Source organism: Pseudomonas sp. PLMAX (assembly GCF_046042685.1).
GTDB lineage: Bacteria > Pseudomonadota > Gammaproteobacteria > Pseudomonadales > Pseudomonadaceae > Aquipseudomonas > Aquipseudomonas putida_AE.
This window is the reverse complement of sequence record NZ_CP064949.1, coordinates 567,874-579,745: the sequence shown is the minus strand read 5'-3', so window position 1 is coordinate 579,745 and position 11,872 is coordinate 567,874. Positions and strand designations below refer to the sequence as shown.

At 62.5% G+C, this 11,872-nt stretch carries 13 protein-coding genes; 1 reads left to right on the top strand and 12 read right to left on the bottom strand.

Annotated elements, in window-relative coordinates; genetic code table 11:
* Positions 1–64 precede the first annotated feature (64 nt).
* On the bottom strand, positions 65–328 hold the full coding sequence (locus DKB71_RS02650; protein ID WP_323606470.1) for a DUF6124 family protein: 264 nt from the start codon (positions 326–328) through the stop codon (positions 65–67).
* 455 nt (positions 329–783) lie between these two features.
* On the bottom strand, positions 784–1,680 hold the full coding sequence (locus DKB71_RS02645; RefSeq protein ID WP_323626152.1) for a LysR substrate-binding domain-containing protein: 897 nt from the start codon (positions 1,678–1,680) through the stop codon (positions 784–786).
* Positions 1,681–1,799: 119 nt separating this feature from the next.
* Between DKB71_RS02645 and DKB71_RS02640 the strand changes: the two genes are divergently transcribed.
* Entirely contained in the window at positions 1,800–3,080 is a 1,281-nt protein-coding gene (locus DKB71_RS02640; protein ID WP_274076077.1) for an MFS transporter, read from the top strand.
* Here DKB71_RS02640 and gspM read toward each other — a convergent pair.
* The 10 genes from gspM to gspD are packed head-to-tail and all read right to left on the bottom strand — an operon-like array spanning position 3,073 to position 11,872.
* Positions 3,073–3,534 carry a type II secretion system protein GspM gene (gspM, locus tag DKB71_RS02635; RefSeq protein WP_408599549.1) on the bottom strand — a complete coding sequence of 154 codons (462 nt, stop codon included), beginning with the start codon at positions 3,532–3,534 and terminating at the stop codon, positions 3,073–3,075. The genes DKB71_RS02640 and gspM overlap by 8 nt on opposite strands.
* Positions 3,531–4,637: a type II secretion system protein GspL gene (gene gspL, locus DKB71_RS02630; RefSeq protein ID WP_408599548.1), complete on the bottom strand. Its 1,107-nt coding sequence runs from the start codon at positions 4,635–4,637 to the stop codon at positions 3,531–3,533. The genes gspM and gspL overlap by 4 nt, the downstream gene beginning before the upstream one ends.
* Positions 4,634–5,464: a general secretion pathway protein GspK gene (locus tag DKB71_RS02625; RefSeq protein WP_408599547.1), complete on the bottom strand. Its 831-nt coding sequence runs from the start codon at positions 5,462–5,464 to the stop codon at positions 4,634–4,636. The genes gspL and DKB71_RS02625 overlap by 4 nt, the downstream gene beginning before the upstream one ends.
* Positions 5,461–6,003 carry a type II secretion system minor pseudopilin GspJ gene (gspJ, locus tag DKB71_RS02620; protein WP_408599546.1) on the bottom strand — a complete coding sequence of 181 codons (543 nt, stop codon included), beginning with the start codon at positions 6,001–6,003 and terminating at the stop codon, positions 5,461–5,463. Before gspJ ends, DKB71_RS02625 begins: the two co-directional genes overlap by 4 nt.
* The gene (gene gspI / locus DKB71_RS02615; protein ID WP_408599545.1) at positions 5,996–6,370 is read right to left on the bottom strand and encodes a type II secretion system minor pseudopilin GspI; all 375 of its coding nucleotides are present in this window, start codon (positions 6,368–6,370) and stop codon (positions 5,996–5,998) included. Before gspI ends, gspJ begins: the two co-directional genes overlap by 8 nt.
* Positions 6,363–6,830 (bottom strand): type II secretion system minor pseudopilin GspH, encoded by a 468-nt coding sequence (gene gspH, locus DKB71_RS02610; RefSeq protein WP_408599544.1) that lies wholly within the window; start codon positions 6,828–6,830, stop codon positions 6,363–6,365. The genes gspI and gspH overlap by 8 nt, the downstream gene beginning before the upstream one ends.
* 3 nt (positions 6,831–6,833) lie before the next feature.
* Positions 6,834–7,283: a type II secretion system major pseudopilin GspG gene (gspG, locus tag DKB71_RS02605; protein ID WP_408599543.1), complete on the bottom strand. Its 450-nt coding sequence runs from the start codon at positions 7,281–7,283 to the stop codon at positions 6,834–6,836.
* 3 nt (positions 7,284–7,286) lie between these two features.
* Positions 7,287–8,486 carry a type II secretion system inner membrane protein GspF gene (gene gspF / locus DKB71_RS02600; RefSeq protein ID WP_408599542.1) on the bottom strand — a complete coding sequence of 400 codons (1,200 nt, stop codon included), beginning with the start codon at positions 8,484–8,486 and terminating at the stop codon, positions 7,287–7,289.
* 3 nt (positions 8,487–8,489) lie between these two features.
* Complete coding sequence (gene gspE, locus DKB71_RS02595) at positions 8,490–9,947, bottom strand: type II secretion system ATPase GspE (protein ID WP_408599541.1); 1,458 nt, start codon at positions 9,945–9,947, stop codon at positions 8,490–8,492.
* Positions 9,944–11,872, bottom strand: a complete 1,929-nt coding sequence (gspD, locus tag DKB71_RS02590; protein ID WP_408599540.1) for a type II secretion system secretin GspD — start codon at positions 11,870–11,872, stop codon at positions 9,944–9,946. Before gspD ends, gspE begins: the two co-directional genes overlap by 4 nt.

The following is an 11,872-nucleotide window of genomic DNA, read 5'->3' as shown; positions in this document are numbered from 1 at the left end:
AATGGTGTACACCTGTAGGAGCTGCCGCAGGCTGCGATCTTTTCTAACGTGCAATATGGTTTTTTCAGGGTGGATCGAGATTATCCAGGACCCGATTCACCGCCAGTTCCCCCAGCATGATCGATTGCTGGATCCCCAGCAGTGTGTGGCTCTGCGTGGCGTTCAGGCTCCTCGCGAAGTCGCTCGCCATGACATTGGCTGATGCCAGTGAAACGCAGGCGTACTCCAGCAGGGTGTGGTTGTCGATTTCGGGGGCGATGAGGAAGATATTGCTGGGTTGGTGTGGAGTGTCTGGGTCGGAGTCCGGTGGGTTTGAGGTATTGGTCATGATTCAGCGTCCTGACAGTGGGGGCCACACCGAATCGCTACTGATGAAAGGGTGGCAGCTGTACGCAGGTTAGTAGACCGGGTTACACGAACCGGCGCGCCCAAAGGCGCCCTGCGCACAGCTACCGTCAAGGGCAGGTATTGGCATACCTGCCTATCGGGAGCGCCAATGCGCTTCGTATAAACAACGGGCTACTAAACCCGATCACTGACAATCAGTGACCCGGTTCAAGCTACCGATGGCCCTCAAAACGCACAAGCCGGCCGATTCTGGAGTAGTTGTAGGCAACGCCGCAAGGCGCTGTAGCCCCTCCGGGATAGTTCAGAAATGTCCCACAAGCAGCGGCGAAAAATCTGAGCCTGTGGGAGCGAGCTTGCTCGCGATGGTCGTTAACGATGACGTGGGGTTCCTGGGTGCACGCTGTGTTCTTCGGTTCATCGCGAGCAAGCTCGCTCCTACAGCGGTTCAACCTTGCGTGTGAGCAGTTCGACAAACGCCCGCGCCATCGGCGATTTCTGGTCCTTGCGCTGCACCAGCCACACCGCCGACACCGCCGCTGGATCGAGCAGCGGCCGATAGACCACGCCGTCGATGCGCATGCGCTGGTAAGACGCCGGCAGCACCGAAACACCGAGCCCCGCCGCTACCAGCCCGATGATGGTCATCGCCTCGCCGGCCTCCTGGGCGAAGTGCGGGCTGAAACCGGCGTCCCGGGCCAGGCTTAGCAGTTGCGCGTACAGGCCGCTGCCGTAGCTGCGCGGGAAGAACACGAAGGGTTCTAGGGCCAGTGCTGACAGAAACAAGCCGTCTTCACTGCCATTGGCCAATGGATGCTTTGAGCTGAGAACGGCGACCAGCGGTTCGCGCATCAGCTCGACCACACTGAGCGAATCGGGCAGCCCGAGCGGGCGCATGATGCCGACTTCGATCGACTCATCCACCAGCGCATCGGCCACCTGGGTACTACTCATTTCCCGTAGGTTCAGGTGCACTGCCGGAAAACGCTGGCGAAATGAAAAAATCGCCTGGGGAATGGTCGAGTTGAACGGTGCCGAAGAGGTGAAGCCGATTTTCAGTTCGCCCAGCTCGCCCAGCTGTGCCCGCCGCGCGACATCCGCCGCCTTGTCCACTTGCGCCAGCACCAACCGCGCCTCTTCCAGGAACAGCCGACCAGCCTCGCTCAGCTCGACCCGACGATTGGTACGCTCGAACAAGCGTGCGCCGACTTCCTGCTCCAACGCCTGAATCTGCTGGCTCAGCGGCGGTTGCGAGATGCCAAGCACCTGCGCGGCGCGGCCGAAGTGCAGTTCTTCGGCGACGGCGATGAAGTAGCGCAGATGACGCAATTCCATGAATACTCCATTAGGTCGTTAAAGCTATCAAACAGGTCGAACAATATATTGGATTGAATCATTAGCCGGCTATATGCTTTTTTCATTGCCTGACCGGCTGCGCTCCTCCGAGGTCCACCGTGAAAACTGCTGTTGCTCCACTCGCCCATGAAGTTCCACCTGCCGCACAGGGCGAAGTCGTCGCCGAGCTGGCGGAGATCTACATCGAAAAAGGCACGCCTGCGTTCATGCGCACGGTACTGGCGCTGTTCTGCGGCGGCTTCGCCACCTTCGCCCTGCTCTACTGCGTGCAGCCGATGATGCCGCTGTTGTCCCACGAATATTCCATCAACGCGGCGCAGAGCAGCCTGATCCTCTCGGTGGCTACAGGCATGCTTGCCATCGGCCTGCTGATCACGGGCCCCATATCCGACCGCATCGGCCGCAAACCGGTGATGGTGGCGGCACTGTTTGCCGCCGCACTGTGCACCATGGCCAGCGCGATGATGCCGAGCTGGCACGGCGTGCTGGTCATGCGCGCGTTGATCGGTTTGTCGTTGAGCGGGCTGGCAGCGGTGGCGATGACCTATTTGAGCGAAGAGATTCACCCGCAGCACATCGGCCTCGCCATGGGCCTGTACATCGGCGGCAATGCCATTGGCGGGATGAGCGGGCGTCTTATCACCGGCGTACTGATCGACTTCGTCAGCTGGCACACGGCAATGCTGGTGATCGGCGGCCTGGCGCTGATGGCGGCAGCGGTGTTCTGGAAAATCCTCCCCGAATCACGCAACTTCCGCCCCCGCTCACTGCACCCGCGTAGCCTGGTCGACGGTTTCACCATGCACTTTCGCGACGCCGGCCTGCCGCTGCTGTTCCTCGAAGCCTTTGTGCTGATGGGGGCGTTCGTCACCTTGTTCAACTACGTCGGCTACCGCCTGCTGGCCGAGCCCTATCACATGGAACAGGCCTTCGTCGGACTGCTCTCGGTGGTGTACCTCTCGGGTATCTACAGCTCGGCGAAAATCGGCTCGCTGGCCGACCGGCTCGGCCGCCGCAAAGTGCTCTGGAGCACGATCGCGCTGATGCTCGGCGGTCTCGCCCTGACGATGTTCACGCCATTGCCGCTGGTGATCATCGGCATGCTGATCTTCACGTTCGGTTTCTTCGGCGCCCACTCGGTCGCCAGCAGCTGGATCGGCCGCCGTGCCATCAAGGCGAAGGGCCAGGCGTCGTCCTTGTACCTGTTCTGCTACTACGCCGGGGGGAGCATTGCCGGTACGGCGGGCGGTGTGTTCTGGCACCTGGGCGGCTGGAATGGCATCGGTCTGTTCATTGGTGGGCTGCTGGTGGTGGCGTTGCTGGTGGCGTTGAAACTGGCGAAGTTGCCGCCGCTGCCGGGAGCCGGCGCGACTATCTGAGTACCATCCGCGCCTCCAGCACCGTGTTGCGCTTTTCCAGGGTCAAGGATTGCAACACGGTGCCATTGCGTTCGATGCGGTCCAGCCAGGCCAGCAAGGCCTTGGCATCACCGCTGAGACTGAGGCGCAACTGATCGCCGTCGGTGTTGACCTGATGCAGTTCCAGCCCCGCCTCGGTGGCGCTTTCACTGACGTGCAGCGACAGCGGCTGGGTGACAGGTTCGCGTGTGCTGCGCGGACGCGCCAGCTGCAGTTGCGCCGCCAGTGCCAGTTGCTGATGGTACTGACGCTCGGCAGTCGCAAGGCGCTGCTGCGTCGGTTGCCAGACCAGGCTGAATGCCGCGACGCCAAAGACAAACACCCCCAACATCAGCAACAGCCGACGTTCGCGCAGCGACAGGCGTTGCCAGCGCTGCAGGAGCGCCAGCCATGGGATTAAACCATTCAGAGTCATGCGCCTTGCTCCAGGGTCAGGGTCGCCCGCACCCGATCGCCTTCCTTGCTCGCGCTGTCGAGTCGCACAGGCAAACCTTGCTGACGGCCACGCTCGCGCAGTAACTCCAGTTCGGTAAAGCTGTTGGCGGTCAGCTGGACTTTCCAGCCATCGCTTTCGCGAAACTCAATGCGCTGGACATCGACGTTGCTGGCACCGATGACTTGCTCGACGAGCTTGACCAGCCCGGCGATATGACCATCCTGGGAGGCCGCATTCGGGCTTTGCAAGGCCTTGAGTTGTAACCCCAGGTCAACGATGCGGGTCTGGTCCGGGTAAAACGTCTTGAATTGCTGCTCGTTGCGGCTGTAGAGCTGACGGATCTGGTTTTCGAGAAAACCGATACGTGCCGCACTGGCGCCCCAGTCGAGCAGCAACAGCGCCAGTACGACCAGTCCGCCGAGCCGCCAGGGCAGGCGCTTGCGACGCGCAGCGAAATCACCGTGCAACAGATTGATTGCCTGTCCATGCACCGAGGCCAGCCATTGATCGAAATCAGGGCAGTCCTGACGCTCATCGCGCCACTGCACGTCCATGGGCAAGCCCGGCTTGAGCGCCAGCAAATCCTCATCCGACAAGGTCAGGCGAGCCGGCAAGCCGCCCCCGAGCAACCAGCGGCCAAACCAGCGGATACCGAGCGCCTGGTCACGGGGCAACACATCGGCATCGACAAACACGGATCGCACTACAACACCCACTCCGGCAAGCAGCGCGAGCACGTCGGCGAATCGTTCGCGGTCGATCACCATCACCGGGTAGCGACCTTGTGCATCGCGCGGACCGGTGCTCAGGTGCAGCTTTTCCAGGGCTTCGCTCAGTTGCTCTTCGACGGCGAAGGCGATGGCTTGGGCATCAGGCTGGCGCCTGGACGGCCATGGATCACTGATTAACCAACTGCACAGCTCCATGGGCAGCAACACATCGACCTCCTGCCCAACCAGTGCCTGTGCCGCTTGGTCCAAGGGCAAGAGCTGCCGTTCGCCGGTCGAGGTCCATAGGCAACAAGGCCAGGAGAGCGTGGGCAGGGCCAAGCCTTCGGCCGTCAGGTAAAGCCAGGTTTTCATTGCGGTATCTCGTTGAGGGTCGAGGGTAGGACACGCCGTTGCAGGATGTGCAGTTGTCGCGTCTTCGGGTCGCGTTCGACATCGGTGGCCAGACGCAGATGGCCCTGGCCCTGGGTCACTTGCACGGTGATCCGATACCAGCGGCTGTCAACGCCCAGGCCATGGCTGCTCAAGCCCAAGCCGGATAACAGCGGGTCCTGGGTAAACGCTTGAACGTTTGGCCAGCCTGCCGTGGAACGCTGGCGTACCAGGGCTTCGGCCGTTGCAGGCTCGATACCGTCGAGCGTGCGCAACACCAGCGCCGGTGCCGTGTTGATGTTCGTCGCGGCCTCTACCGGCAACAGCGCGACCCAGGGCGCCAGGCGACTCAACAACTCACCGTCGACACCCGGAAGCAGTCGCAATTGGCTGAGCTCGCGCAACGCCCCCACTTGCTCCAGTTGCAGCGGCGGCCGTTCGAGCAGCGCCAGCAAACGCGTCCAGCGATTGAGCGTGACTTGGTCGATCTGGCCCTGAATCAACAGGGCATTGACGTTGAAGCGCCCGGCCAGGTCCTCGATATCGACAAGGATCTGCGCGTCTTCAATAGCGAAAGCGCTGGATGGCTGGGCAATCGGGTCGCTATCTTTTTGCTGGGCCTCGAGCAAGCCCAGGCCCCAGGTTTCCCCGGCGACGCCAAGTTGCCGCAGGTGCATCTGCTGCAGCTGTTGCCCGGTGCTTTGCAGTAACGCGCGATGGCTGCGCAGCATGCCGCCGATGATCAACAGCGCCAGGCTCATGACCAGCAACACACTGATCAATGCAACGCCGCGTTGATTGGCCCTCATGGAAATGACCCCGGCAATGACAGCACTCGGCGTATCGCTTCGAAACGCCCTGCCGACACCTGCATTTCCACCGCCAGGGGCGCCTTCTGGTGCGGTCCGGACGGCCAATCAGCGCGCCAGCCGACCTGACTGTCGTACAGTCGCCAACGCAGGTCTCGAACATCGTCCAGCAGTTTTTGTCGCTGTACGCTCTGCGCCCCTTCTGCCCGGCTGTCGCGCCACAGCACGCCGTTGTCGAGTCGATAGGTCAGCACTTGGCGCTCACTGCGTGGCAAGTCCAGTGGATTACGCCAATTGCTGCGCACCAGTTGCAGCTGCGTCGGGTCAGGCACCACAGGCTGTTGGGCGATGTGTAGCAGGTCGCGTTCGATCACTGCCACGGCGCGTTGCAGCTTTCTGAGTTCTCGTTCGTGGATCTGGGTGCCCTGCTGCACGCGCACCACGCTGTCGAACAGCGTCCAGCTGGCCAGCCCCAGCAATGCGAAAATCGCAATGGCAATAACCAGTTCCAGCAGGGTGAATCCGCCCTGCTCATTCATGCCGATTGGCCATCCAGCCGGTGGCGCGGAACAGGCTGTGGGCACGACCGGCAAGGCCGACCTCGACCTCGACCGCCAACCCATGCGGATCACTCGCCATACGTACGGATTGACGTACAACCCAGTCGCGATCTCCCATGCTCACCACCCGTTGGGACTGTGAAATCACCGGGGACGATTGCAGGCGCAACTCGTTCAGTTGGTTGTCCGCCACCCAGGCCGCGAGAAGGCGCTCCTCGGCAGCGCCCGCCTGTCTCACCACGTATTGGCTGGCGGACAGCACGGCGGTGGCCAGGGTCGCGAAAATCGCCAGGGCCACCATGACTTCAAGCAAGGTGAAGCCACCCATGCGCGATGGCTCAGTCATCGATCATGACCTCACCGATGCCATCGCTGGACAGGCTCGCCCAGACTCTGTCTTTGCCAGCAAACGTCAGGGAGAAGGTGCTGGTTTCATCGCTGCTGTACAGCTGAATCTGGGGTTGACCGGCATCAGCGCCCAGGCTCACGGAATATCCCTCCTGCTCAAGGCTCAGGCGCAAGCCGTCGGGCCATCGGTAGAAGGCTGCCAGCGGCTCCCAGCCACGCCCATCGAGGCGCATTGCCCGGTATCCTTCGACGCTCAGTCGCACACCGTATTCCCGCCCCTCGAGCACTGCCTGTTCACGCAGTTGGCGGATGAAACCAGCCAGCGCACCCGCTTCCTGCCTGGCTTGCTGAGCCGGGTTAACGCCAGCAGCCAGACTCACCATGCCCACCAGCACGCCGATCAGGACGATCACGATCATCATTTCCAGCAAGGTAAATCCCCGACATCGGCGTGGCATGCTTCAACCACCCCAGTTGCCGATTTCCGCCGCGTGCCCCTCGCCACCCGCTACGCCATCGGAGCCAAGGGAATACAGGTCATAGCCGCCATCGTCCGATTTCACGCCGGGATTGAGGTACTGATAGGGCGTGCCCCACGGGTCAACGGGCAAGCTTTTCAGGTAACCCTGCGGGTTCCAGCTCCGCGGCGTCGGCACCCCGGAAGGACGCTTGCTCAAGGCCTCCAGCCCTTGTTGCGTGGAGGGGTAGTGGAGATTGTCGAGGCGATACATTTCCAGGGCGGTACCGATGGCCTGGAGGTCGACTTTGGCAGCGGTGACCTTGGCCTGATCGGGACGGCTCATGAACTGCGGCACCACGATGGCCCCCAGGATGCCGATGATGACCACCACCACCATGATCTCGATCAGGGTAAAACCGTGTTGGGACGTTCTGTGACGCAGAGCATTCATGGGTCAATTCACCAATTGGTTGAGGCTGAGAATCGGAAGCAGAATGGCCAGGACGATCAGCAGCACGACGCCGCCCATCAGCACGAGCATGGCCGGCTCGAAAAGGCTCACCACCAGGGCAATACGCGCTGCCAGACTGGTTTCCTGTTGTTCGGCGGCACGGGCCAGCATGCGATCGAGTTCGCCCGCCCGTTCACCACTGGCGATCATGTGCAGCATCATCGGCGGAATGTCGCCGCTCAGTTCCAGGCCATGGGTCAGGGTTCCACCCTCGCGGACCGAGCGGGCGACATCGGCCATGCGCGCGCGGATGGTCAGGTTGCCGATCACCGCAGCGGCGATTTCCAGTGCATCGACCAGGGGCACGGCGCTTTTGCCGAGGATGGCCAGGGTGCTGGCAAATCGTGCGGCTTCCATCGCGCGCAGCACGTCGCCACAGACCGGCAGGTTCAACGCCAGGCGATGCCAGCGCAGGCGCCAGGCCTGTTGCCTCAGACTCCAGCGCCAGAGGGCGACCAATAGCGCCAGCGCGGCGATCAACAACAGGCCATGGTGGCGCAAGCCGTCACTGGTGCGGATCAACGCCCGAGTCAACCACGGCAACGCCTGGCCACTGTCGACGAAAATCTTCACCACGTCCGGCACCACGTAGCCGAGCAGAAAGCCAACGATGACTACGCTTGCCAACATCAGGATCAACGGGTACACCAGCGCCATCTGGATTTTTTGCCGTGAGGCCTGGCGGGCCTGGGTATACGCGGCCAATTGCTCCAGTACATGTCCCAGATGACCGGAACGCTCGCCGGCGGCCACGGTGGCGCGGAACAGTTCGGGGAACGCCTTGGGAAACTGCTCCAATGCAGTGGCCAGGGCATGACCTTCCATGACCCGGCTCCTGACCGCTGAGAGCAGACTGGCAACCCGGCGCTTGGCACTCTGTTTAGCCACGGCCTCAAGGGACTCTTCCAGGGGCAAACCGGCCTGCACCAGCGTAGACAACTGCAGGGTCAGCAGTGCCAGGTCGGCGGCGCTCAACCGCCCAGGCCTGTTGTCGCCAGCAGCGACGCGGATTTCCTTGATGTCGCGCGGCCACAATCCGCGCTCACGCAACAGTTGCCGCGCATGCCGGGGATTGTCGGCCTCCAGCCGCCCCTTGCGCCGGTGGCCCTGATAGTCATCGGCCCGGTAATCGAATGTCGGCACTGACTAGTCCTCCCGAGTCACGCGCAGCAGCTCGTCGAGACTGGTCAGCCCGTCCAGCACCCGTTGGCGACCGTCCTGGAACAGACTGCGCGACATCTGGCGCGCCTCGTTGGCCATGGCCTGTTCACTGGCGCCCTGATGAATCAGCGCGGCCACTGCCGGGGTCACGCTGATCAGTTCATAGATGCCAACGCGCCCGCGATAGCCGTGCTGACACTGCTCACAGCCCACGGCGCGGAACAGCCGCAGCGGTGATGCGCCCAGCCCCAGACGCTGGCAGGCAGTCGCATCCGCGCTATAAGGCGCCTTGCAATGAGGGCATAAGGTGCGCAGTAATCGCTGGGCCAAAACCCCCACCAGCGACGAAGCCAGCAGGTAGGCATCGACTCCCATGTCCACCAGGCGCGTCACCGCGCCGACCGCACTGTTGGTGTGCAGCGTCGAGAGCACCAGGTGACCGGTCAGGGAAGCCTGCACGGCAATTTCAGCTGTCTCGCGGTCACGGATTTCGCCGACCATCACCACGTCCGGGTCCTGGCGCAGGATCGCCCGCAAGCCCCGGGCAAAGGTCATGTCGACTTTCGGGTTGACCGGCATCTGCCCCACGCCCGGCAGGTGGTACTCAATGGGATCTTCGACCGTGAGGATGTTGCGGGTCTGGTCGTTCAGACTGTTGAGCGCGGCGTACAGGCTGGTGGTCTTGCCGGAGCCGGTGGGCCCGGTCACCAGCAGAATGCCGTGGGGTTTGCCCAGCAAGTGACGCAGGTCGCGCAGGATGTCCTCCGGCATGCCCAGGCGCGACAACTCAAGGCGCCCGGCCTGTTTGTCGAGCAAGCGCAGTACCACCCGTTCGCCGTGTGCCGAGGGCAGGGTCGAGACCCGCACATCGACTTCATGCCCGGCCAGGCGCAAGGCCATCCGGCCATCCTGGGGCACGCGTTTTTCAGCGATATCCAGGCGCGCCATGACCTTGATGCGCGACACCAGCAGCGTCGCCAATTCGCGTCGAGGCCGGAGCATTTCCCGTAATTGCCCGTCGACCCGCATGCGCACCGACAGGTACTGCTCGAAGGTTTCCAGATGCACATCGGAGGCGTGCTCGCGCATAGCCTCGCTGAGCAGCGCATTGATCAAGCGGATGATCGGCGCATCGCCCTGCTGTTCCAGCAGATCAGCGGTTTGCGGCACCTTGTCCACCAGGCTGAGCAGGTCCAGCTCTTCGTCGAGCCCTTGGGCCACCTGCTCGGCGGCACTCTGGCCCTCGCGGTAGGCGGCCGCCAGGCGTGTGGCAAATACCTCGGGGGCCAGCACCCGCAGCGGCAGCTCGCGAGCACATACCCGGCGGGCTTCCGCCAAAGCGGTGAGCGGCGTATCGGCCCGCACCGCAAGGCTCGACTCGCCGCCTTCGCACTCCAGCAGCACACCGAACCGACGGGCGAAACCAAAGGGCAGTTGGTTCATGGCATGTTCGGCGCCGGCTTGCGCAGGTCGAACACCGGCGCATCGGAAACCGGTTCGAACAGCTGACGTGAATCCGCCGGCAACAGCAACGAGTTGTTATCCAGCGCCCCGGACTGGCTCAAATCGCGCAGCGCGTTGTAACGTTGCTGGCTGATGCCGCTCAGGTCTTCCTTGCTGCGCACGATCGTGGGCCGCAGGAACACCATGAGATTGCTTTTGCTCTGGGTGTCCCGGTTCCAGCGAAACAGAGCGCCCAGGTAGGGAATATCCCGCAGCAGCGGCACCCCGCTTTTCTGGGTTCTGACGCTGTCCCTGATCAACCCGCCAATCACGATGATTTCGCCATCGTCGGCCAGGATGGTGCTCTTGAGGGCGCGCTTGTTGGTGATCAGGTCCGAAGAGTCGATGCCTGATACCGAGGGCGCGATGTCCGACACTTCCTGCTCGACCTCCAGCCGCAGCGTCGAGCCTTCGTTGATGTAAGGCTTGATCTTCAGGCTGATGCCCACGTCCTTGCGTTCGACGGTGGTGAACGGATTGTCCGCACCGTTGCTGTTGGTGGCGTAGGAGCCGGTCTTGAACGGGACGTTCTGGCCGACGATGATGTGCGCTTCCTGGTTGTCCAGGGTCAACAGGCTTGGTGTAGAAAGCAGGTTGCTGTGTGTGTTGCTGGCCAGGGCCGAAATCAACGCGCCAAAGCGATCACTGCCCAGGCGCAAAATCGCGCCTTCGGGTGCGGATTTTTTCTCGTCGAAATTCAGGCCGCCAACAATCGGGATATCGGTGCCGGGAAAATTGATGAAGCCTTTCGCATCCCCCGTACTAAAGCCCCATTGCACGCCAACGGCCTCGGCGATGTCCCCGGAAATCTCGACGATGGCGGCATGGATCAGCACCTGCGCGCGCGGCTGGTCCAACTGGCGCACGATGCTTTCGATGGTCCTGACCTGCTCCGGCTCGGCGATCAGCACCAGCGCATTCTGGCTTTCGTCGGCCTTGATCATGAAGGCCGTTCCAGGCGCTGTGTCCTTGCTGCTGCCAAGGGCTGGAGGCGCTTTTCGGCCTTGTCCCATGCTTTCCAGAATTTCCGCCAATTGCTTGGCATCGCTGTGACGCAGGCGGATCACCCGGGCATTGTCCGCAGTCGCCGTGGCAGGAACATCGAGACCGCGTGCCAACTCGGCCAAGCGTTGGCGAACGGCTGACGGGCCAATCAGGATCAGGCGGTTGGTTCTGCTGTCGGCCAATACCTGGATCGCGCTCTCGGCAGTGCGCTTGCCCAGGGAAGCTTCCATCACGGGGGCCACGTCACTGGCCCGGGCGTGGCGCAATTGCACCACCGCGTGCATGTTGCCTTGTCCGGAGTCCAGCTGGCGGATGACCTGGACGATGCGATGCGCGTTGGCCGCCGTCTCCGTGACCACTACCGCATTGGCCGACACGGATGGCCCGACATAGCCGTTGGCCGAGACCAATGGCCGGACCAGCCCGGCGATGTCGGCGGCACTGCTGTTATTGAGCTCGATCACCCGGGTGACAAATTGCGAGGGCGTTGCGTTTTTTGCAGGGCTGGTGCCGGCGCGCGTCCTGGCTTCGGTTACTGGCGTGATCAGGATCCGGTCACCTTCATCGATCACCGTGAAGTTGTGGGCGTCGAGCACCCCGTAGAACAAGCGGCGGACGCCTTCGCGATCAAGGGCTTGTTGAGACATGACGGTGATGCGTCCCGAGACCCTGGGATCAAGCACCACGGTGGTTCCCAAAATGCCGGAGATCTCTTCGACGATGTCGCGCAGCTCGGCGTTGTTCATCGCCAGCTGCCACTTTTCTTGCGCCGCCTGCGACGTACCCGACAAGGCCAGGCTCACCAGAACGACAAGTACAAGCATGGAGCGCAAGGCCTGCACGCCAATGAAACAGTTCAT